Source organism: Nostoc sp. DedQUE07 (genome assembly GCF_034530975.2).
Taxonomy (GTDB): domain Bacteria; phylum Cyanobacteriota; class Cyanobacteriia; order Cyanobacteriales; family Nostocaceae; genus Nostoc.
This window is the reverse complement of record NZ_JAVRCC020000021.1, coordinates 95,747-117,272: the sequence shown is the minus strand read 5'-3', so window position 1 is coordinate 117,272 and position 21,526 is coordinate 95,747. Positions and strand designations below refer to the sequence as shown.

The window sequence follows — 21,526 nt, the reverse complement described above, 5'->3', positions numbered from 1 at the left end:
CACACTTGAGAAGATATTATTAAGCTTTTTCATCGAAATGTCAAGATTTTATGAATTTTTTCCCCAAAGCTTGCCATTAGATATCACTACTTCCCTTAAATTCTCAGGCTGCGCTGATAAACTCTTGTCACCAAAATGCTTATCCATTAACGCTGGAACCTGTGCAGCTTGAATTCGACTATGGCGGGTTTTATCTGGCATTACTAAATTCGGCCCGGCTTTACAGTTCTTCATACAACCAGTGCCTTTGATTGTAACTTGGTCTTCTAAACCGCGATCGCTTAAAGCTGCCTCCAACGCCTGACAAACTCCTTTACCACCGCGTTTCATACAATCAGACTTTTGACACACCAAAATAGTGGCTTTAGCCTTAGCTGGCTTTACCTTAACATTATCAATCGATGGGGGTTCTTGGACTGGTGCGATCGTTTGAATTGTTGCTGTTTCAGAACGCGCCGCCATCACACGTTCAGCTTTGAGTGTAACTTTGTCTTTTTTTATATCGTATTCTCTATAACCAACAACTTGTAGCCAAGTACCTGCTGGTAGCCGCAAATCAAAAGCAGCCCGTAAGTGTTTAGCGAGTTTAACGTAGCATTCACCCTCATGAGTACTTAGCAGTAAACCTTTTAGCTTATAGCCGTCTTTAATAACAAAATCTATAAATCTGCCCTCAAGGCAAAATTTTGATACTTCCATATTGTGAGATGCACCCATTTTTTAACCTCCTTTTTACTAAAACAAGCTGTCAAGCGAGATATTCTCAGCAGTAGCAAAAAATTAGAACTGTTGATAGCGACTTTTCCAGCAACACTCAAGAGTCCAAATTTGGTCTTGACGAGAGGCTGTAAATCGCCGTACTACACTCCAAAGTTGAACAGCCGCAGTCAGATTGCTAATTTCAACTTTTAATGGCTGGTTAGTCGCACAACTACAGGGAATGTCTAACTCCTCTAAGCGTTGATAGACTTGCCAGCGGTCTACCCAATTCACCTCTACAAGGTGGTTTATTTCTATTTCAGAACTATACGATTTCAAGAGAATTGCCCTCAAAGTGCAACAAACTTGTAGTAACTACGGCCATTTAACTTCCTGCTTTTTGAAAATCTTAGTAGTCTAGCCTCTTAAAACCAGCATACCTTAAGTGCAAACAATTCTCATTAATTTTGGAAAAAAAATATAATTCTTGCAATCCCCCAATGAGGGAGATGAGGGGGATGACGAGGAATATTAAGCCAAGGAGGCATTTACTCCTCCATCTCCCCTCCTCCCTTCGGGATGGATGCACACTTAAATTTTCATGTCAACAGTAATGAGAAATATACACAACTTGATGAGCGTGCCATAATCTAGCAAACAATAAACTTAAGACTTTTAGTAAACAAAAATACAAAATATTGTGATGGCAAATTGGCTTGCTATTATTGTGAAAATGTTAATATGTAAAGAATAAGCAGTTAAAATCTATAATTGCTAAATAGCGAGGAGAACAATGTCTGAAACGCAAACTTTGTTACGGAATTTTGGTCATGTATATGACAATCCTGTGTTACTGGATCGCAGTGTAACTGCTCCAGTAACAGAAGGATTTAACGTTGTATTAGCTAGTTTCCAGGCACTGTACTTGCAGTACCAAAAGCATCATTTTGTAGTTGAAGGCTCAGAATTTTACTCTCTGCATGAGTTTTTTAACGAAAGCTACAACCAAGTACAAGACCACGTTCATGAAATTGGAGAACGTTTAGATGGACTGGGTGGTGTGCCAGTAGCTACCTTCAGTAAATTAGCAGAATTAACCTGTTTTGAGCAAGAATCTGAAGGCGTATATTCCTCTCGCCAAATGGTGGAAAACGATCTAGCTGCCGAACAAGCAATCATTGGCGTAATTCGTCGCCAAGCTGCTCAGGCAGAGAGTTTAGGCGATCGAGGTACGCGCTATCTGTACGAAAAGATTTTGTTGAAAACTGAGGAACGTGCGTATCATTTATCTCACTTCCTCGCCAAAGACAGCTTAACTTTAGGGTTTGTCCAAGCAGCTCAAAGCTAAAATTCTCATAATCTAGATTTGTCTACCTAGACTGAAAAAAAGTTGGTAGCACCAACTATTAAAATAATATAAAAAATGGCAGAGAATGGTATCCCCATTTCTCTGCCATTTTTAATTTAAGTAAACATATTTATATAATATTTAATGTTGAAAATATTTAGCAATTAGCTAGTTAAAATAAATTTTTATTTAAATAATCTCTTTGTATATAAATAAGCAGACAGATATACACCAAAATAAATGATCATTTATTGCAAGTTTCATCAGATTAAATAATAAAGATTCGCAAAAGCTTTAGAAATTTGAGCATCATAATTAAATAAAATTAAAAATACAAAATAATCATTGGGCATTGGGCATTGGGCATTGGGCATTGGGCATTGGGCATGGGGAAGAGACAAGGTAGACAAGAAAAAAGGAAAAGACTTGTTCAATAATTCCCCCTTGTCCCCTTGTCCCCTTGTCCCCTTGTCTCCCCTGCTCCCCTGCTCCCCTGCTCCCCCACTCCTTCCTGTCATCAAACTTAGAAAACTTAATAATAAAAAGCACCATAGGGGGTAAAGACCCTTAAAATGATCAGGATTTCTATTCTCGTATTCCAAGGCAACGACTATGCCCCGCCGTGACGACCTCCAGAAGATTCTACTGTTAGGTTCTGGTCCAATTGTGATCGGACAAGCCTGTGAGTTTGACTACTCTGGCACTCAAGCCTGCAAAGCGCTCCGAGAAGAAGGCTATGAAGTGGTTTTGGTCAACTCCAACCCTGCAACGATTATGACCGACCCGGAAACGGCCGATCGCACTTACATTGAGCCGTTGACACCGGAATTGGTCGAAAAAGTCATCGAAAAAGAACGCCCCGATGCTCTCCTACCAACGATGGGAGGACAAACCGCCCTCAACATCGCCGTTGCTTTAGCCAAAAATGGAGTGTTGGAAAAGTACGGCGTTGAGTTAATCGGCGCTAAACTCCCAGCGATCGAAAAAGCTGAAGATCGGAAACTTTTTGGTGAAGCAATGGCAAGGATTGGGGTAGCCGTATGTCCCAGTGGCACAGCCGAATCTTTAGAAGAAGCCAAAGCTGTTGCCCGTCAAATTGGTAGTTATCCCCTAATTATTCGTCCAGCTTTCACAATGGGTGGAAGTGGCGGCGGCATTGCCTACAACCAAGAAGAATTTGAAGAAATGGCACAGGTAGGTATAGATGCCAGCCCTGTTTCGCAAATTCTCATTGACCAGTCTTTACTCGGCTGGAAAGAATATGAACTCGAAGTGATGCGTGACTTGGCAGATAACGTGGTGATTATCTGCTCCATCGAGAACCTTGACCCTATGGGCATCCACACCGGAGACTCTATTACCGTCGCTCCCGCGCAAACCCTTACTGATAAAGAATATCAAAGGCTGCGGGATATGGCAATTAAAATCATCCGCGAGATCGGTGTGGAAACTGGCGGTTCTAATATTCAGTTTGCCATCAATCCAGTTAATGGCGATGTGGTTGTAATTGAGATGAACCCGCGCGTTTCCCGCAGTTCGGCTTTATCTTCCAAAGCCACGGGTTTCCCGATCGCCAAAATGGCCGCAAAATTGGCTGTGGGTTACACCTTGGATGAAATTAAAAATGACATCACCAAGAAAACTCCCGCGTCCTTTGAGCCGACAATTGACTATGTGGTGACAAAAATTCCCCGCTTTGCCTTTGAAAAGTTCCCCGGTTCTGACGCAGTGCTGACAACCCAAATGAAATCAGTTGGGGAAGCAATGGCAATTGGGCGCACATTCAATGAATCCTTCCAAAAGGCACTGCGATCGCTCGAAACCGGACGCGCTGGTTGGGGTTGCGATGGAGCCGAAAAATTACCCAGTGGCGAACAAATTCGCGCCCAACTGCGAACACCTAACCCCGATCGCATTTTCTCCGTGCGCCATGCCTTGCAACTAGGGATTAGTGCTGAGGAAATCTACGAACTCACTGGTATTGACCCCTGGTTCCTAGATAAATTTCAGCAATTGCTAGATGTCGAGAAATTCCTCAAGCGGACACCTTTGCAGCAATTGACAAAAGAGCAACTTTATGAAGTGAAGCGGGATGGATATAGCGATCGCCAAATTGCCTATGCCACCAAAACCACCGAAGATGAAGTTCGCGCCTACCGCAAACAACTAGGAATCATCCCAGTTTACAAAACAGTGGATACCTGCGCTGCTGAGTTTGAAGCGTTTACTCCCTACTACTATTCTACCTACGAAGAAGAAACAGAGGTTTTGCCTGTAACCAAGCCAAAAGTGTTGATTTTGGGTGGTGGCCCCAACCGCATTGGACAAGGAATTGAGTTTGACTATTGTTGTTGTCACGCCGCCTATGCTTTGAAGGATGCGGGGTATGAGACAATTATGGTCAACTCTAACCCAGAGACAGTTTCGACAGACTACGATACCAGCGATCGCCTTTACTTTGAGCCGTTAACAAAAGAAGATGTTCTTAACATCATCGAAACTGAAAATCCAGTCGGGGTAATTGTCCAGTTTGGCGGACAAACGCCGCTAAAGTTGGCTATTCCTTTACAAGAGTTTCTTAACAATGACGCATCAGGACTGCTCACTAAAATTTGGGGGACATCGCCAGATTCCATCGACATGGCAGAAAACCGGGAGCGGTTTGAAAAGATTCTCCAACAGTTGAATATTTCCCAACCACCTAATGGTATTGCGCGGAGTTACGAAGATGCGCTGATTGTCGCCAAACGTATTGGCTATCCAGTGGTGGTGCGTCCCAGCTATGTGTTGGGGGGACGGGCGATGGAAATCGTTTATTCCGATTCTGAGTTGGAACGCTACATGACCTTTGCGGTACTCGTAGAACCAGAACATCCGATTTTAATTGATAAGTTTTTGGAAAACGCGATTGAAGTCGATGTCGATGCGATCGCCGACCATACAGGAAGAGTGGTAATTGGTGGTATTATGGAACACATTGAGCAAGCAGGGATTCACTCAGGAGATTCTGCTTGTTCCTTACCTTCCATTTCCCTATCACCAGCAGTTCTCAATCAGATTCGTACTTGGACGATACAGCTAGCACAAGCATTGTCAGTCGTAGGGTTGATGAATATTCAATTTGCCGTTGTCGGTGCAAGCAGCTATTCTCCCCAAGTTTACATTTTAGAAGCCAATCCCCGCGCTTCTCGCACAGTGCCATTTGTATCTAAAGCTACGGGCGTACAGCTAGCGAAACTAGCATCCTTAATTATGTCGGGTAAAACCTTAGAGGAGCTAAATTTTACAGAGGAAGTCATTCCCATACATATTGCTGTAAAAGAAGCTGTATTACCCTTTAATAAATTCCCAGGAACTGATACAATATTGGGCCCAGAAATGAGATCCACTGGTGAGGTGATGGGGATTGACAGTGACTTTGGCCGTGCCTTTGCCAAAGCGGAGATGGGTGCTGGGGAGCGTTTACCGCTAACGGGAACTGTATTTGTATCAATGAGCGATCGCGATAAAGCTGCTGCAAGTGGTGTGGTCAAGGAATTTATCGATTTGGGCTTTACAGTGATGGCTACCCTTGGTACACGCCGAGTTCTTCTGGAGCAGGGGTTAAATATTGAATTAGTCTTAAAACTCCATGAAGGTCGTCCCCACGTCCTAGATGCGATCAAAAACCAGAAAATCCAACTTATTATCAACACACCATCAGGGGAAGAAGCCCAGACTGATGCTAGGTTAATCCGCCGCACAGCCTTAGCTTACAAAATACCCATCATTACTACCATCGCTGGTGCAAAAGCTACTGTCGCCGCTATCCGTTCCTTACAAAATACGACTTTGGATGTAAAAACTATCCAAGAGTACTGCCCTCTTTAGGGAGTAGGAAAGCAGGGAAGTAAAAGAGCAGGAAGCAGACTTGCCGTGAGCGTAGCCGAACGGGAGCAGGGGAGCAGGGGAGACAAGGGGAATAACTACACCCAATGCCCCATGCCCCATGCCCAATTCCCGATTTACAATTCCCAATTGCCAGAAAAATTAAACAATTGTTAGAAGAGAATGAATATAGTTCTCATTGAGATACTTTAACAAATATGAGGAAAATTATTTGAATCAGATCGTTTCTTAAATTGACTTTTAGTCAACCTTCAGATAGAGACCAACATTCAATGAACTGGAAAAACCAGGAAATTTCATGTCGCCATCTAGCCAAAATATTCTCAGAAATGTTACAATTGTTAATAGGACTTTCATAAAAAATGTTTAAAAAGCAACCTTTTATCTAACTGTAGATACTTGTGAAAAATAGAAAATAACTGTAGTTTTAGCAGTTAAGAAGCCTAAATTTGATTATTATGAGCAGCCGACGACGACTTTCTCAGGCGCGTAAGTTGCAAACCATAGTACGGGTTCCCAGTCTGACTGGGTAGAACCTTAATAAATAAAGAAAGCTAAAGAAAGCATCTATCCCTTAATGACCCTACCGCCAACCCCATCATTACCAAAGAGTAGCGCCATGAAGACCGCTCAGACAGCCACAGACCTCGTGCGGACTTACCTGCGTGAGATTGGCCGTGTGCCACTTTTAACCCACGAGGAAGAGATTTTCTATGGTAAACAAGTGCAACGTTCCTGCGCTTTGCACGAATCAAGGGAATCTCTTGCCACCCAGCTAGGTTATCAACCGACTCTAGAAGAGTGGGCCAAAGCAACAAACCTAGAACCAGCAGAGTTGAACGAAGCGATCGCAGATGGTGAAATTGCCAAGCGCAAGATGGTAGAAGCCAATTTGCGGCTGGTAGTCTCCGTTGCCAAAAAATACATCAAGCGCAACGTCGATTTACTGGACTTGATCCAAGAAGGTAGTATTGGTATGCAACGGGGCGTAGAAAAGTTTGACCCCACCAAAGGGTACAGATTTTCTACTTATGCCTATTGGTGGATTCGGCAAGCTATTACTCGTGCTATAGCCGAAAAAGCTCGTACCATTCGGTTGCCGATCCATATCACCGAAAAATTAAATAAGATTAAAAAGGCACAGCGCCAATTGTCTCAAAAGTTGGGACGCGCTCCTACGGCTGGGGAGCTAGCTCAAGAATTAGAATTGACGCCCAAACAAGTGCGAGAGTATTTAGAAAAGGCGCGTTTGCCTCTTTCCTTGGATTTGCGGCTGGGTGATAACTACGACACCGAACTTGGAGAAATGCTGGAAGATCCAGGCGCTTCTCCCGAAGAGTTTGTTATGCAATCTTCCCTATCTTATGACTTAGATCGCTTGATGGGCGATCTCACGCCACAACAGAGGGAAGTAATCACACTGCGTTTTGGCTTAACTGATGGGCAAGCTCTGACTCTGGCTAGAATTGGTGAAATATTGAACATCAGTAGAGAACGAGTCCGACAAATTGAACGGGAAGCCTTAAGCAAACTTCGCAAGTCTAAAGCCAACATGGATGAATATTTGGCAAGTTAGTCATTTGTCATTAGTCATTTGTCATTAGTTGTTAACAAAGGACTAAAGACCAATGACTACTGACCAATTGGTGAGAAAATACGCTGACTTTGGTACGGTTACACCTACTTCCACTCTTACGCTAGGCTGTTACATTAGTTGACAGGAAGACAAAATAACTAAGTCAAATCCAAAACAAACATTTAATATTCAAATCACAAGCACCGCAGCTAATAGTGGTAGTTAAGGAGCTAAAAAATGAGTAACCCATCCAATCGTGTCTCAGAATTTTTTAATAGCGAAGCAGAAATTAACGATTTACTATGGCAGTACGTTAAATCCTTGAGTCCAGAGACAGTTACCCAGCTATCCAAACCCACGTCTGCCGAAGTCTTTCAGGTGATGGAACGAAATATTACAGGACTATTAGGTAATCTACCTTCAGAACACTTTGGTGTTACTGTCACCACAAATCGGGAAAATCTAGGTAGGCTTCTTGCTTCTGCGATGATTAGTGGTTATTTCTTACGTAACGCCGAACAGAGAATGAATTTTGAAATGGCCTTACAAGGATCTGATACCGACAACAGCGAAATTGACTAGAAATGTAAAATTTGGGAAATTCAATCAATAGTGTTGAACTGATAGCTAGTTATAGTTACAGCGATACGAGTTGAAAATAAGTCTCTGCGAAATCTTTACCGCTAATTTACGATTATACATCAGTTAAGTTTTTTAAAATATCCAAAATAGTGACGAATTCAGGTTGAAATTTAAACGCAGAGGAACGCGGAGTTTTTGATTCCGCTTCTCTGTGAACTCCTGTAATTTTGTGTTGATTCAATCAATTATTGATGTCAGGCTAGTTAGGTATAACTCCCGAATCTATGCAGAATACCGGAAAATTCCTTTCCTCTAGGCCTTTGCGGTCTTAATAAGAAGTTTTTAACCAGACACGATATTAGAGGTGTATTTGTAGATGATTAATGCACATTTGTGGATAAACGAACAGTGCTAAATGACTTTTGCAATAAATCTAAACTCGGCAGAGTTACAAGTAGTCTGCCGAGTTTTGTTATTAGTCAAGAATCAAAATTCAGGAATTCTTTCTCTACTCTCTACTCCCCATTCAATTATGAATGAAACCAGTTCTTTCCCACCCCATAAAATCATTGGTGTTGCAGTAATTTGGAATGACCAAAAGCAAATTTTGATTGACCGCCGTCGTCCAGAAGGAGCGATGGGTGGTTTGTGGGAATTTCCTGGTGGTAAAATAGAGCCTGGTGAAACCATCCAAGAATGTATTCAACGGGAAATTTCCGAAGAACTGGGAATAGTAATTGAAGTGGGAGAGCATCTGATTACTATTGACCACAGTTATACAAACTTGCGCGTTACCCTCACAGTACATCACTGCCGCCATCTTACAGGTATGCCCCAACCTTTAGAATCCGATGAAATTCGCTGGGTAACTTTGGAAGAACTGGAGCATTTTACTTTTCCGAAAGCAAATACTCAAATTATTGCTGCATTAAAAGTGACTGAGGACTAGCAAAGAAGCAGAGCGAGCAGGGGGAGACAAAGGGACAATGAGAATAACCATGTCCAATCACCAATGACTAATCCCGTAACAATCTATTAATTGCATCAGGTTGAGTCCCGCAATTTTCTACAATAGGCGCAGGGACTTTGATTTAAGGTGTCAGCAAATAAATGCCTAAAACCGTTGCCGATGTGATGAGCCGCGATCCTATTGTTGTCCGGGAGGAAACTCCACTCAAGGAAGCTATCCAAATTCTCGCAGAACGCCATATCAGCGGACTACCTGTTGTGGACGATCTCGGTAAATTGGTAGGCATTATCTCGGAAACTGATTTGATGTGGCAAGAAACTGGTGTTACTCCACCTGCGTACATTATGTTTCTTGATAGTGTTATCTATTTAAAAAATCCTGCTACGTATGACCGTGATTTGCATAAGGCTTTAGGGCAAACCGTCGGGGAGGTGATGAGTAAAAACCCGATCGCTATTTCCCCTGATAAAACTTTAAAAGAAGCAGCTACAATCATGCACGATCGCAGCGTTCACCGCTTGCCAGTACTTGATAGTACAGGTCAAGTAATTGGTATCCTGACTCGTGGTGATGTTATTCGAGCTATGGCTGCTAGTCAAGATTAGTCAAAAGTAGAGACGCGATTAATCGCGTCTGTCTTTTTTATACATTTGAAAATCAAGGATAACTAAATGAGTATTACTCCGGAGTCTGTTAAGCAATTGCTCAGTTCTGAGGATTTAGGCGATCGCTTACGTGCTGTAAATCAAATCCGCGAATTGGAACCTGCGGTTGGCTTTGAATTAATTCAAAGTGCTATTGGCGATCGCAATTCCCGTGTTCGTTACTCAGCAGTGAGTCAAATGGATACACTTGGAACCCAAGATTTACAGTTATCCTTGGATATCTTGCGCGATCGCTTACTTCATGACTCCGAAGTAGATGTACAAGCAGCAGCAGCAGACTGTTTGGGCGCTCTAAAGTTACGTGAAGCTTTTGAAGATTTACAGCAGCTTTATCATACAACCGGTGAATGGCTAATACAATTCAGTATTATTGCTACATTAGGAGAGTTGGGCGATCCGCGAGCCTTTGAACTACTTAAAGAGGCACTCTCATCAGAAAACGAATTAGTCCAAACTGCTGCTATTAGTTCTTTGGGTGACTTGGGAGATGTACAAGCAGTTCCTCTGTTGGCTCCCTATGCTACCAATCCAGATTGGCAAATTCGTTACAGACTTGTACAAGCCTTGGCTCGTTTGGGTAATCCAGAAGCCAAATCTATATTAGAAACTTTGGCTAATGATGAAGTAGATGCGATCGCAAGCGAAGCTAAACAATCTTTGCAGTCAGTTTAAGTCTATCTAATACCAATTTGAAAAAAGAATGCGACAAATAGACTATTTGTAGAGACGCGATGAATCGCGTCTTTACCCAAGAATGTGTTGCAATCATTAATTGAATTGGTATAAGGTTAAGAAAATTCACCATTCATATAGATTTATCTGACAGTATAAAAAATTCGACCTGGTTGGGAGAATTTGCATTCCAGCCAGATCGAATAGATTAATTAGAGTTACTTTTAGCAATTAAAGGTAACTTTTTTATATTTAGGATAGGACTATTGAATGGCACTTTTGCGGCGTCGAGACATAACCATGCCAGCACCAACTAAACCTAAACCTAGCATTGTGGTTGGTTCAGGAACGCTAACTGCTTCGAGAGTTAAGTGGTACTCGCTTGTTTTTCCATTAAGAGAAGCACCCAAATTGCCAATCCCAATAGTTTTTCCATTGAAATTAAATTTCCCCGTAATCCCATCCAATATTACGTCATTAATGTTGGTAGCCGATTTCCGAGTTCTGGTAACTACAGAATCATCTAGATCAAAGGTCAGAAGCGCAGTAGTACTACCCAAGGTTCGCGAACCGAAATTAATGAACGGGGTGTAAACGCCTGTAGAATATGTAGCTGTTGTGCTTGATACATTAGCTATCTTGGTTAAATTTAGAGTGTTAATGGTAATACCTGTGCCTGATAGGCTTGGTGAGAAGGCGGCAAAATCACCATCAGTATCAATACCATCAATATCGACAAATTTGATACTAGTATTAACTGGATTGACTCCATCATTAGGAACGATAGATGTACCAGTAAGACCAATACTTCCGTTCAAGGTTACAGCTTGAGCTGAACCAGCAGATGTAAACACCCCAGCAGTAGCCAAGGGGATTGCAAAACTAGCAGCTAAAGTAGCGTTTAGTAATTTAGATTTAAAATTAATCATGAGTGTTTGAGAGTCCTAATAATAACCTGGAACAGAGAAATTGATTGCTTGACCTTTACTATCAGTAATCTATTTAAAATACTGTCAGTGAAAGCGAAACTTGCGTGATGTATTTCTTATCTCCATAAAATCACATAGACTTAGAACCTGCAATATTTACTGAGTGGTCTTCATCACATCTTCAATTAACAAATAGTCTTCATAAAATTTTAATTTCTTACATATCTGCGCTTCGTATATCTCTTACTCTCTAGGGTTGAAATTATTGGCAATAGCTCCAACTTCAAGAAAAATTGTTTGCGTAAATATACTTCTAATAGTATATAAAAACACTCTCAGCAGCTAAACTCTATTTTAGATAAATGGAGTATGAAGTGTATCTATAATCTTTCTAGTTACTAAATATTTAGTGAAACGGTTCCTCTCATAGAATAAATGGGAGGAACCGCTGTATTTGTTTACTATAGATAGTCTTTTTGAATATTTGTAACAAATAGCTAGTTGCTAGCTATTATCTCTGTTCTCAAATCTGTCAGATTTTTTAAATGCTAAGAGCCATATACCTGTGGCCAGGTTGTGATAACAAAAACTACAACTGCGGCGATCGCTAACAATCCTTGAATCAAATTTCCAACCAAAGACCCAACTACAATTCCTATACCTGCTTTAACCGCTAACCCAAATTCACGTCGGTAAAGGTACTCACCAATAATTGCTCCCAAAAGCGGGCCTAGTAAAATTCCTAATAATGGCCCCCCAAAAGGTAAAGTTGGCAATAATCCCAAAAATCCTACCACCAAACCAACAATTGCGCCAATTTGCCCCCACTTGCTAGCTCCAGCTTGTTTTGCTCCTACATAGCTAGCTAAAAAATCTACTCCGACACTGAGCAGTAAAACTATAATTGTCACAATTAGTGGAATCTTGATAACTGCAAAAGAACTACTAACGATGCCCCAGACAATAATTGCAATTAAAATTAAGCTGCTACCGGGAATGGCTGGAACTACAGCACCAATAATACCCACAACCATTACAGCAACTAATAGCCAATAAATAATTTGCATAGATTAATTGTAAATTTCCAAATTCTCTCATTGGGGCGCACATCTGTTATTGGTGTCAACTTAAGCTAGAAGCCTTTTCAAATCCCGTTTCCAGCGAAATGCTGCTCCTGGCGGCAGAGCCTCTAGGACGGCATTCCCAGTCGGAGACTAGAAACGAGACAACGAAACAATATCTAAAAGCTGGTTCTAGGCTGGCTTTCACGTTAAGTTGACACCAATGCACATCTGTAATCCCCTACTGTTTATTCTATCTGGGTAAGATAGCGAAAAATGCCTAGTACAATGTAGTGCAAGTTTGCCTAATGCTTCTAAACTGCTATTTAAAAGCTCAAAACCTATGACGAGAAAAATATTAACTGGACTAAGTTCGGAAGCCTACGAGCACCCCTTCGATCGCAAAGCCTTGGCTTCTTTACAAAATATGCCCGGTGTCTCACTACTACTCAAAAAAATTAACGAATACGGTATCGATCGCCTACTTAGACTGCAAAGTCTTGGTAGTGAAATCAGAATTTCGCCCCGTAATTTTCCCGAATTACATCAAGCATTTGTAGAAACCTGCCAAATTCTTGATGTTGCTCCACTTCCTGAATTGTATCTATTTCGAGGCACAGGTCACATTCAAAGCTACATTGTTGGCGTAGAAAAACCCATTGTCGGTATCAATTTAGATGCAATGGAGTGGCTTGGCGTAGATGAGTTGCTTTACATTTTCGGACATGAAGTCGCTCGCATCAAAAGTCAGCACATGGTTTATCACCAAATGGCAATTGTTATGCCAACTTTGAAAAATTTGTTGAGCAGTACCACACTCGGAGTCGGTGGCTTGGTAGCTGGCGGAATGGAACTAGGTTTGTATAATTGGCGAATGATGGCTAGATTCACTGCCGATCGGGCTGCAATGCTTGCTTGTCAGGATATTGACGTAGCAACTACTACACTGATGAAACTTGCAGGTTTACCAGATGAGTACTTGACTACTACTGTAATTGAAGATTTTCTTATCCAAGCCCGTGAATTTGCATCCAATAACTTTGATAGCGTGGATAAAGTCACTAAAATATTAAGTTATACAGAGCCTGGGCTTTCTTGGATAGTTATGCGGGCTGGCGAATTATTAAAATGGGTTGATTCAGGAGCTTATGATAATTTAATTCAACAGACAAATTTAAATATCCCGGAAGAACCAGAAGAAAAAGAAGCAAAGACACCAGAAGAAAAGGAAGGTTGGAATTTTTTGACTTCTTGGTGACTTAATAATTCGTAATTCGTAATTAACTATAGATACAAGCAAGTTAATTTGAGTAGGAATTACAAATTACGAGTTATTGTCCCACATGACCAAGCTAAATTTTTACGTCACTTAGTTGGATAAAGTCGAGTCAAGAGTAACGGCTAATTTATTAGCAATTCCTGCAATCCAGTTTTCATCTTGTTTGGTGTAACTGCGAGGAGCGTTCGCGCCCAAAATTAACGCACCTTGGTTGCCAATAGGTTGACAAATTACACCTTGAGTATTTTCTGGTAAATAATCAAATTCAACTCTACCTGGATATATTTTTAGAGCAACTAAATAAATCGGCTTTTGTTTTTCGAGTACCTGTTTTAAGATTACTCCTGGCACAACCTCAGATTTAGTACCCAGAATCCCGCGACGCAACAAAACTTTACCTTGATAAAAAACCACGAGCGATCGCGTTACTGTATTAGTCAACAATAAATGAGATGCCCAGGCGAGCTCTGTTTTTACGGCTTCGGGTAAATCTGTTGCGAGTACAAAACCTTCTTCTCCTATTAGTTCTACAGTATCAGGCGATCGCGGCTGAACTTGCTGCCAAATTAAACCCGTCAAAATTAACACCGCACTCAAAATCACGCCCACTACATCACCACGCGATTGAGATTGGGTTAATTCCGGTGTTAATAAACGGTTAATCAATAAAAGTACAGCGCCTAGACCACCTACAACAATGGGTAGACGCCGCAAAACTCGATTAGGATCGGGTTTAGTCATTTGTCATTTGTCATTTGTCATTTGTCATTTGTCATTGGGCATGGGGCATTGGGCATGGGGCATTGGGCATTGGGCATTGGGCATTGAGAAGAGACAAGGTAGACAAGGAAGAGGGGGGAGATAAGAAAAAGACTTGTTCAATAATTCCCCCTTGTCCCCCTTGTCCCCCTTGTCCCCCCTGCTCCCCTGCTCCCCTGCCCCCCTACCTCATCTCCTCACTCTTCCCCTGGTTCAATAATCCGCTGGAAAAGATAACCAGTACCCCTCGCTGTGAGAATCAATTCTGGGTTGCTAGGATCGTCTTCTAATTTTGCTCGCAAACGCGATATATGCACATCTACTACGCGGGTATCCACATGGCGTTCTGGTGTATAACCCCATACTTCCTGCAAAATTTCCGAACGAGAAAAAGCTTCTCCAGAGCGACTGACTAACAACTCTAACAAGCTGAACTCCATACCCGTCAATCGAATCCGCTCATCGCCTTTGTAGACTTGTCGCTTATTCGTATCGATTTTAATATTCGCGACATGAATTACCCCAGAACTGGGAATTCCAGAAGCACCGTTTTTATCTACTCGCCGCAGCACCGAGCGAATCCGGGCTTCTAGCTCCTTGGGGGAAAATGGTTTAACTACATAGTCATCAGCACCCAATTCTAAGCCGGTGATGCGATCGGCGACATCACCCAAAGCTGTTAGCATAATAATGGGGACATCTGATTCTTTTCGTAATTCTTGACATACACCATAGCCGTCTAACTTTGGCATCATTACATCTAAAACTACCAGGTCAGGCTCAGTTTTGCGAAAAGTATCCAAAGCTTCTTCCCCGTCGCCAGCGGTCACTACATCGTAGCCAATCATGGAAAGGCGTGTTTCCAAAATCCGGCGAATGCTGGCTTCGTCGTCTACCACCAAGATTTTTTCTTTATGGCTTTCCAAGTTTCTCTAGGCTCCTTGACTAAAAATTTACATGATTAATTTTTAATACCATAATATTAAGATATCATTCCATGAATTGATTTGGAAAAAGCTCTAAATACCACTATTATTAGTTTTTAGTTTTTTTCAAGAATTAAGTAAATATTAAGATTATTTAATAAGATTTAAGAATGGCAAAGCCAAAAACCTTTTTTGTTTGTAATGAATGTGGAGCAGAATCGCCCCAATGGTTTGGTAAGTGTCCAGCTTGCGGCACTTACAACTCTCTAGAAGAACAAATTTCGATTCAATCCTCAGTAGATGTACCCAGTCGGGGGGGAGTGAGTGGTTGGCAATCAACTCAAAGCAATGGCAAATCTCACGCTAAACCAGCTAAAGCGCGAGCCTCCTTAACATTTAACCAAATTACCGATCGCCAAATCGCTCGCTGGGAGTCTGGTTATGGAGAATTAGATCGAGTACTTGGAGGTGGGGTTGTCCCTGGCTCTATGGTGCTGATTGGTGGCGATCCAGGGATTGGTAAATCGACTTTATTGTTGCAAGTATCTAATCAATTAGCACAGAAATATCGCATCCTTTACGTAACTGGTGAAGAATCAGGACAGCAGGTAAAATTACGAGCTTCTCGGTTGGGAGTATCAAAACCCCTAAGTATGGTAAACGAGGAGAAGGTAACAGTAGTAGTAGAAGATACTACGATTTCTATAGACCCTGACAGTATAGGTGCAGATTTATATGTACTGCCAGAAACAGATTTAGAAGAAATTTTACGGGAAATAGACTCTCTCAAACCAAATGTGGCGGTAATTGATAGTATCCAAACAGTGTTTTTTCCAGCGTTGACTTCTGCACCAGGTTCAGTGGCTCAGGTACGAGAATGTACCGCAGCACTGATGAAGGTGGCGAAGCACGAAGATATTACCATGCTGATTGTGGGACACGTCACCAAAGAAGGAGCGATCGCTGGGCCAAAAGTTTTAGAACATTTAGTCGATACAGTGTTGTATTTTGAAGGCGATCGCTTTGCTTCCCATCGGTTATTACGGACAGTCAAAAACCGCTTCGGCGCAACTCACGAAATCGGTATCTTTGAAATGGTGACAGATGGATTGCGAGAAGTCTCCAACCCCTCAGAGCTATTTTTAGGCAACCGTGACGATCCCGCACCAGGTACTGCCATTGTCGTGGCTTGTGAAGGCACTCGCCCGATCGTTGTAGAATTGCAGGCTTTAGTGAGTCCTACCAGCTACCCTTCCCCTCGGCGTGCTGGAACTGGCGTAGACTACAACCGCTTAGTGCAAATTCTTGCCGTCTTAGAAAAACGAGTGGGAATTCCCATGTCCAAGTTAGATTCTTACGTTGCTTCGGCGGGTGGGTTGAATGTAGAAGAACCGGCGGTAGATTTAGGAATTGCGATCGCAATTGTAGCTAGTTTCCGCGATCGCATCGTCGATCCCGGTACAGTATTAATCGGTGAAGTTGGGTTAGGTGGACAAGTGCGATCGGTTTCCCAAATGGAACTAAGGTTGAAAGAAGCAGCTAAATTGGGATTTAAAAGAGCGATCGTCCCTAAAGGACAAAAATTCCCCGATCTTGATATCGAGATTTTACCCGTTGCCAAAGTAATAGATGCGATTATTGCCGCCATCCCGCATCAAGAATTGACAGCCGACGATTTAGAACCTGATGAAGATGAGTAACTATTGGGGACTAGGAAGATGAGGGAGATGAGGGAGCAGGGAAGAAGTTGCAGTAAGTTTTTCCCCTCTCCCCCTCTGCCCCTGTGCACCCCTGCCTTCTCTTTCCCAATGCCCAATGACGCCAGTCGCCTCAAGTCGGGAAACCCGCCCACAGCGCTGGCTCCCCAATGCCCAATCCTAAAGGAAAACCGATCATGACAGCCCTCACCCAAGACTACCAAATCACTTGGGAAAAACTACCCGATGATTACAAACTGCCAGATGATCCAGTGGATAACATCAACCAACCAGCCTTAGCTGCTGCACTTACAGAAAGCCTACAATTAGCCGGAAAAATTTCAGCTAACGCCCTAACAACAACTAATTACGGTATTTGTGCCACTTTAAACAACAAAATGGTCATTAAAGCTCCTGATTGGGCTTTCATTGCCAAAATTAATGTTAGTAGAGAAGAAGTAATACGCAGTTACACACCTCAATTACAGGGTGATATTCCCGTAATTGTGATGGAATTTATTTCCGATACACAGGAAACAGAATATTCTATCAAAGCAACATATCCCCCAGGAAAATGGTTTTTCTACGAGCGCATCTTAAAAGTACCAAACTATATTATCTTTGAGCCAGATAGCGGCAGTTTCGAGATGTATCGCTTGCAGAATACAGAACAATACATTTTGCAAGGGCCTGATGAAAATCAACTCTACTGGATAGCAGAAATGAATCTTTACCTTGGGGTGTGGCAAGGTACTCGTGAAAATCGCCCAGGAAAGTGGTTACGGTGGTGGGACGAACAAGAAAACCTTTTACCTTGGGGTTCTGAGTTAGCTCAACAGGAAAGCCAACGCGCCCAACAAGAACGACAACGCGCTGAACAAGAACGACAACGCGCCGAACAAGAACAACAACGCGCCCAACGACTAGCAGCACAATTGCGGGCGGCGGGAATTGAACCTAAAGATTAGACTTCTTGTAAATAATTTAGGATTGCTAGGTTTAGTTAAAAATTTGCTAAATCTAGCATTTTTTTATAGCAATAAAATCTTAAATAACTCGAATTAGACCTAATTTATTGACATTAAAATTTCGGAATTATTGATAGAAATTTTTGAATTAATAGTTAACAAGTATAATTTTATACATTAAAATGAAACCATGATAAAGGCGATCGCTCAATCCGGCAAAAGATGAATGCGATCGCCCTTATCGGCCCCCTTATCAGGAGATAAATACAATCATGGCACAAGAAGAAGATTCCGCCCAGTCAAAGTTAGAGCAGTTCTTAGGTGAATATTTAGATACACCTACTGTCAAACAATCAACTGAACAGCCATTTCCCAAGAGAGAACCGATTAAGCATATATTGATTGGTTCAACCAAAGCCGTTACCAGTACAATTCACTATTTGCAGGTAATTGGCTACGCCAGCGTAGGAGATTGGAGTCCACTGGTACCAACCGGCAACCCAGATGAGGTAATGAGTATTTTAATCCGGCAAATTTTGATGCAATAAAACCTAATTAGCTCCCCGACTTTTTTAAAAAGTCGGGGAGCCGAACAGTGCAAATTTTCACAAATCAGATAGGATTATTGGATTAATTTCTGTCTATTCCCATGTCCCTGTTTTCTGTCTCGTTGGATTCTTGCGCTTCATTAGCAATCATCCCATTGATGTAGGTAACAATTATCACTAATTCTCCAATTGCTTCCAGTTCAGCCTCTTCTTCTGGTGTTTGAGAATTAGCTGTTTTCTTATCAACAAGTTCTTGCATCCGATCTGACAATTCATCTGTAATTTTAAATAGATTAATATTACTAACTTTTTCAAGTCGAATTCCATTCTCTAGCCAGGATGAGGGTTTAGCTACTGCGATCACCATAAGTTTATTACAATTGAATACACTGCTTATTGTAGGCTCCATCAGCATTGCATAAAGTTTAGCTTCGGAAAAGAAGTCGTTGCAAATTAGGAACATAGTAATCTAAAAATGCGATCGCCATAAATTGATTACGATTGAATATACTGCTTATTGTACGCTCCATCAAAATCGCCTAAAATCTCGCTTGCCAAAGCCTTAGCGATGAAACAAATCAAAATTATTGTAGAAAAACATTCTAACGGTTATGTTGCCTACCCTCTGGGTATAAAAGGGGCGATCGTTGGTCAAGGTGACACCTATGAAGAAGCCTTAGCCGATATCAAGTCAGCTATTCGCTGCTACATTGAAATATTTGGCAAAGAAATGCTTGGAGATGACTCACCAATAATTGAGGCTTTTCTGACAGAAGCAGAGGTGGCTATTTAATACCGAAGTTTCCTGTTGATGCTCCAAAGAAGAGAGTTATCAAAGCATTTGAGTTGTTGGGATTTCGCATTGTTCGGGAACGTGAACATATTGTCATGACGCGAGAAAATGAAGATGGCTCGCAGACACCATTAGTAATGCCTAACCAATCTCAAATTAAATCAGGGACGTTAAGAGCAATTTGCAGTCAAGTAGGTATCTCACGGGACGAATTCTTAACAGCCTATGAGCAAAATTGAGTAAAGATGCCAAAAACTGATATTTATGATGTGCAAAAATAAAATATCAGTAAAACTACGGTTTTGACCAATGGCGTGGAATCCAGGGCAGGAGTTATTTGGTAGTCGCTACATAATCGAGAGAAAATTAGGCGAAGGTGGAGTTGGGATTACCTATCTTGCGAAAAATCGACGCGGCGAGTTGCGAGTCATCAAAACCCTCAGAGAACAAATACTCAATGATCCCAAATGGATACCACATCAAGATAAATTACGGCATGACTTCCGGGATGAAGCTTTGCGACTGGCTTTATGTCGCCATCCTCATGTTGTCCAGGTAGAAAATGTCTTTAATGAAGGTAATTTTCCCTGTATGGCGATGGAGTACATCGAAGGCGAAGATTTGGGTAAGCGAATCACCAACAAAGGGGCGTTACCGGAAGAGGAAGCACTGCAATATATTCGGCAAATTGGCGAAGCTTTGATATTGGTTCACGAGAAAGGCTTGCTGCATCGGGATTTGAAGCCGGGTAATATTATGATGCGTGCGGGTAAACCAGAAGCGGTGCTAATTGACTTTGGGCTTGCGAGACAATTTATTTCCGGTGCAGCTTTACAGCATACAGAGAGTGTTACTCATGGTTACGCGCCACCAGAACAATATGCACCCATTGAACAACGGGGAGAATATATAGATGTTTATGCCTTAGCCGCTACATTATATTCTTTAGTGGCTGGACAATTGCCTATGCCAGCACCAGCTAGGCTGCAAAATTTTACGCTACAAGCACCCAAGGAGTTGAATGGCAGTGTTAGCGACAAGGTGAATGAGGCAATTATGAAGGGGATGGCGTTAAATTACAAGTTTCGTCCCCAGTCTGTGCAGGAGTGGTTGGATTTGTTGAGTGCTAGTTCCATACCGCCAACACAACCAGTAATATCTCGTCCCAATACACCCCCATCTTGGGAATGCGTCCACATCATCCCCAGTATTTCTGGTGAAATAGTAGCCCTTAGCCCCAAGGAAGATATTTTAGCAAGTGTGCAAGGTTCATTTATTCACTTGTTCTCATCAATCACAGGTCAATTTCTCCGCACCCTCACTGGTCATTCTTCCTGGGTTAGTTCCGTCACCATCAGTAGTGATGGGCAAATTCTCGCCAGTGGTAGTGGGGACAAGACGATCAAACTATGGTCGGTGACAACCGGAAAGGAAATTCGCACCCTCACTGGTCATTCTTCCTCGGTTCAATCCGTCGCCATCAGTAGTGATGGGCAAATTCTCGCCAGTAGTAGTGGGGACAACACTATCAAACTGTGGTCGGTGGCGACAGGAAGGGTTCGCACCCTGACTGGTCATTCTTACTCGGTTCAATCCGTCGCCATTAGTAGTGATGGGCAAATTCTTGCCAGTGCTAGTAATGACCAGACGATCAAACTGTGGTCGGTGACAACCGGAAAGGAAATTCGCACCCTGACTGGTCATTCTTCCTCGGTTCAATCCGTCACCATCAGTAGTGATGGGCAAATTCTTGCCAGTGGTAGTAATGACAAGACGATCAAACTGTGGTCGGTGACAACCGGAAGGGAAATTCACACCCTTACTGGTCATTCCAGTTATGTTACATCCGTCGCCATCAGTAGTGATGGGCAAATTCTCGCTAGTATTGGTAGTTGGGACAAGACGATCAAACTGTGGTCGGTGACAACCGGAAGGGAAATTCGCACCCTCACTGGTCATTCCAGTTATGTTACATCCGTCGCCATCAGTAGTGATGGGCAAATTCTCGCTAGTGGTAGTGAGGACAACACTATCAAACTGTGGTCAGTGACAACAGGAAGGAAAATTTGCAAGCTCACTGGTCATTCTAGTTATGTTACATCCGTCGCCATCAGTAGTGATGGGCAAATTCTCGCTAGTGGTAGTGAGGACAACACTATCAAACTG

At 42.2% G+C, this 21,526-nt stretch carries 21 protein-coding genes; 14 read left to right on the top strand and 7 right to left on the bottom strand.

Translation table 11 applies throughout. From position 1 onward, the window contains the following. Positions 1–48: 48 nt before the first annotated feature. On the bottom strand, positions 49–717 hold the full coding sequence (locus RMZ95_RS17825; protein ID WP_322686659.1) for a (2Fe-2S) ferredoxin domain-containing protein: 669 nt from the start codon (positions 715–717) through the stop codon (positions 49–51). 63 nt (positions 718–780) lie between these two features. Further along, positions 781–1,038, bottom strand: a complete 258-nt coding sequence (locus RMZ95_RS17820; RefSeq protein ID WP_322686660.1) for an Asr1405/Asl0597 family protein — start codon at positions 1,036–1,038, stop codon at positions 781–783. A gap of 454 nt (positions 1,039–1,492) precedes the next feature. Here RMZ95_RS17820 and RMZ95_RS17815 point away from each other — a divergent pair, with 454 nt between their 5' ends. The 7 genes from RMZ95_RS17815 (at position 1,493) to nblB (ending at position 10,400) form a co-directional block, all read left to right on the top strand. Beyond that, complete coding sequence (locus RMZ95_RS17815; protein WP_322669776.1) at positions 1,493–2,047, top strand: Dps family protein; 555 nt, start codon at positions 1,493–1,495, stop codon at positions 2,045–2,047. Positions 2,048–2,659: 612 nt separating this feature from the next. Beyond that, positions 2,660–5,917 carry a carbamoyl-phosphate synthase large subunit gene (carB, locus tag RMZ95_RS17810; RefSeq protein ID WP_322686661.1) on the top strand — a complete coding sequence of 1,086 codons (3,258 nt, stop codon included), beginning with the start codon at positions 2,660–2,662 and terminating at the stop codon, positions 5,915–5,917. A 637-nt stretch (positions 5,918–6,554) separates the two neighbouring features. Then, on the top strand, positions 6,555–7,511 hold the full coding sequence (locus tag RMZ95_RS17805) for an RNA polymerase sigma factor, RpoD/SigA family (protein WP_322686662.1): 957 nt from the start codon (positions 6,555–6,557) through the stop codon (positions 7,509–7,511). Between the two features lie 237 nt (positions 7,512–7,748). After that, complete coding sequence (locus RMZ95_RS17800; protein WP_322686663.1) at positions 7,749–8,093, top strand: DUF760 domain-containing protein; 345 nt, start codon at positions 7,749–7,751, stop codon at positions 8,091–8,093. Positions 8,094–8,625: 532 nt separating this feature from the next. Beyond that, positions 8,626–9,042 carry an 8-oxo-dGTP diphosphatase MutT gene (gene mutT / locus RMZ95_RS17795; protein WP_322686731.1) on the top strand — a complete coding sequence of 139 codons (417 nt, stop codon included), beginning with the start codon at positions 8,626–8,628 and terminating at the stop codon, positions 9,040–9,042. A gap of 161 nt (positions 9,043–9,203) precedes the next feature. Further along, positions 9,204–9,668: a CBS domain-containing protein gene (locus RMZ95_RS17790; RefSeq protein WP_322669771.1), complete on the top strand. Its 465-nt coding sequence runs from the start codon at positions 9,204–9,206 to the stop codon at positions 9,666–9,668. 66 nt (positions 9,669–9,734) lie between these two features. Next, positions 9,735–10,400 (top strand): phycobilisome degradation protein NblB, encoded by a 666-nt coding sequence (nblB, locus tag RMZ95_RS17785; RefSeq protein ID WP_322686664.1) that lies wholly within the window; start codon positions 9,735–9,737, stop codon positions 10,398–10,400. Between the two features lie 263 nt (positions 10,401–10,663). On the opposite strand, the gene RMZ95_RS17780 is transcribed toward nblB, so the two are convergent. Together RMZ95_RS17780 and RMZ95_RS17775 are read right to left on the bottom strand one after the other, a co-directional pair. Further along, complete coding sequence (locus RMZ95_RS17780) at positions 10,664–11,329, bottom strand: PEP-CTERM sorting domain-containing protein (RefSeq protein ID WP_322686665.1); 666 nt, start codon at positions 11,327–11,329, stop codon at positions 10,664–10,666. Between the two features lie 548 nt (positions 11,330–11,877). Then, on the bottom strand, positions 11,878–12,396 hold the full coding sequence (locus RMZ95_RS17775; RefSeq protein WP_322686666.1) for a DUF456 domain-containing protein: 519 nt from the start codon (positions 12,394–12,396) through the stop codon (positions 11,878–11,880). 337 nt (positions 12,397–12,733) lie between these two features. Between RMZ95_RS17775 and RMZ95_RS17770 the strand changes: the two genes are divergently transcribed. Further along, on the top strand, positions 12,734–13,648 hold the full coding sequence (locus RMZ95_RS17770) for a M48 family metallopeptidase (protein WP_322669767.1): 915 nt from the start codon (positions 12,734–12,736) through the stop codon (positions 13,646–13,648). A 111-nt stretch (positions 13,649–13,759) separates the two neighbouring features. Here RMZ95_RS17770 and RMZ95_RS17765 read toward each other — a convergent pair whose 3' ends face one another. Both RMZ95_RS17765 and rpaB read right to left on the bottom strand, forming a co-directional pair. Next, positions 13,760–14,410 carry a cofactor assembly of complex C subunit B gene (locus tag RMZ95_RS17765; RefSeq protein WP_322686667.1) on the bottom strand — a complete coding sequence of 217 codons (651 nt, stop codon included), beginning with the start codon at positions 14,408–14,410 and terminating at the stop codon, positions 13,760–13,762. Positions 14,411–14,625: 215 nt separating this feature from the next. Continuing rightward, the gene (rpaB, locus tag RMZ95_RS17760; RefSeq protein ID WP_292866575.1) at positions 14,626–15,354 is read right to left on the bottom strand and encodes a response regulator transcription factor RpaB; all 729 of its coding nucleotides are present in this window, start codon (positions 15,352–15,354) and stop codon (positions 14,626–14,628) included. 170 nt (positions 15,355–15,524) lie between these two features. Between rpaB and radA the strand changes: the two genes are divergently transcribed. From radA to RMZ95_RS17745, 3 genes are all read left to right on the top strand, one after another. Continuing rightward, positions 15,525–17,054, top strand: a complete 1,530-nt coding sequence (radA, locus tag RMZ95_RS17755; protein ID WP_322669765.1) for a DNA repair protein RadA — start codon at positions 15,525–15,527, stop codon at positions 17,052–17,054. A gap of 194 nt (positions 17,055–17,248) precedes the next feature. Next, positions 17,249–18,019, top strand: a complete 771-nt coding sequence (locus RMZ95_RS17750; protein WP_322686668.1) for a Uma2 family endonuclease — start codon at positions 17,249–17,251, stop codon at positions 18,017–18,019. A gap of 272 nt (positions 18,020–18,291) precedes the next feature. After that, complete coding sequence (locus RMZ95_RS17745; protein ID WP_322686669.1) at positions 18,292–18,567, top strand: hypothetical protein; 276 nt, start codon at positions 18,292–18,294, stop codon at positions 18,565–18,567. Positions 18,568–18,649: 82 nt separating this feature from the next. On the opposite strand, the gene RMZ95_RS17740 is transcribed toward RMZ95_RS17745, so the two are convergent. Further along, positions 18,650–18,934, bottom strand: a complete 285-nt coding sequence (locus tag RMZ95_RS17740) for a hypothetical protein (protein ID WP_322686670.1) — start codon at positions 18,932–18,934, stop codon at positions 18,650–18,652. 201 nt (positions 18,935–19,135) lie between these two features. Here RMZ95_RS17740 and RMZ95_RS17735 point away from each other — a divergent pair, with 201 nt between their 5' ends. From RMZ95_RS17735 to RMZ95_RS17725, 3 genes are all read left to right on the top strand, one after another. Continuing rightward, positions 19,136–19,360 (top strand): hypothetical protein, encoded by a 225-nt coding sequence (locus RMZ95_RS17735; RefSeq protein ID WP_322686671.1) that lies wholly within the window; start codon positions 19,136–19,138, stop codon positions 19,358–19,360. Further along, positions 19,360–19,599 (top strand): type II toxin-antitoxin system HicA family toxin, encoded by a 240-nt coding sequence (locus RMZ95_RS17730; protein WP_409882934.1) that lies wholly within the window; start codon positions 19,360–19,362, stop codon positions 19,597–19,599. Before RMZ95_RS17735 ends, RMZ95_RS17730 begins: the two co-directional genes overlap by 1 nt. Before the next feature lie 70 nt (positions 19,600–19,669). Continuing rightward, the coding region (locus tag RMZ95_RS17725) for a protein kinase domain-containing protein (RefSeq protein ID WP_409882919.1) at positions 19,670–21,526 on the top strand (1,857 nt) is incomplete at its 3' end.

What these genes read in the sequence shown, in the direction of transcription:
- RMZ95_RS17775 (WP_322686666.1), bottom strand. Translation starts at nt 12,396, where the DNA reads ATGCAAATTATTTATTGGCTATTAGTTGCTGTAATGGTTGTGGGTATT.
- nblB (WP_322686664.1), top strand. Translation starts at nt 9,735, where the DNA reads ATGAGTATTACTCCGGAGTCTGTTAAGCAATTGCTCAGTTCTGAGGAT.
- RMZ95_RS17750 (WP_322686668.1), top strand. Translation starts at nt 17,249, where the DNA reads ATGACAGCCCTCACCCAAGACTACCAAATCACTTGGGAAAAACTACCC.
- RMZ95_RS17780 (WP_322686665.1), bottom strand. Translation starts at nt 11,329, where the DNA reads ATGATTAATTTTAAATCTAAATTACTAAACGCTACTTTAGCTGCTAGT.
- RMZ95_RS17805 (WP_322686662.1), top strand. Translation starts at nt 6,555, where the DNA reads ATGAAGACCGCTCAGACAGCCACAGACCTCGTGCGGACTTACCTGCGT.
- mutT (WP_322686731.1), top strand. Translation starts at nt 8,626, where the DNA reads ATGAATGAAACCAGTTCTTTCCCACCCCATAAAATCATTGGTGTTGCA.
- carB (WP_322686661.1), top strand. Translation starts at nt 2,660, where the DNA reads ATGCCCCGCCGTGACGACCTCCAGAAGATTCTACTGTTAGGTTCTGGT.
- RMZ95_RS17815 (WP_322669776.1), top strand. Translation starts at nt 1,493, where the DNA reads ATGTCTGAAACGCAAACTTTGTTACGGAATTTTGGTCATGTATATGAC.
- RMZ95_RS17740 (WP_322686670.1), bottom strand. Translation starts at nt 18,934, where the DNA reads ATGGTGATCGCAGTAGCTAAACCCTCATCCTGGCTAGAGAATGGAATT.
- RMZ95_RS17735 (WP_322686671.1), top strand. Translation starts at nt 19,136, where the DNA reads ATGAAACAAATCAAAATTATTGTAGAAAAACATTCTAACGGTTATGTT.
- RMZ95_RS17825 (WP_322686659.1), bottom strand. Translation starts at nt 717, where the DNA reads ATGGGTGCATCTCACAATATGGAAGTATCAAAATTTTGCCTTGAGGGC.
- RMZ95_RS17745 (WP_322686669.1), top strand. Translation starts at nt 18,292, where the DNA reads ATGGCACAAGAAGAAGATTCCGCCCAGTCAAAGTTAGAGCAGTTCTTA.
- RMZ95_RS17790 (WP_322669771.1), top strand. Translation starts at nt 9,204, where the DNA reads ATGCCTAAAACCGTTGCCGATGTGATGAGCCGCGATCCTATTGTTGTC.
- RMZ95_RS17765 (WP_322686667.1), bottom strand. Translation starts at nt 14,410, where the DNA reads ATGACTAAACCCGATCCTAATCGAGTTTTGCGGCGTCTACCCATTGTT.
- RMZ95_RS17770 (WP_322669767.1), top strand. Translation starts at nt 12,734, where the DNA reads ATGACGAGAAAAATATTAACTGGACTAAGTTCGGAAGCCTACGAGCAC.
- RMZ95_RS17800 (WP_322686663.1), top strand. Translation starts at nt 7,749, where the DNA reads ATGAGTAACCCATCCAATCGTGTCTCAGAATTTTTTAATAGCGAAGCA.
- radA (WP_322669765.1), top strand. Translation starts at nt 15,525, where the DNA reads ATGGCAAAGCCAAAAACCTTTTTTGTTTGTAATGAATGTGGAGCAGAA.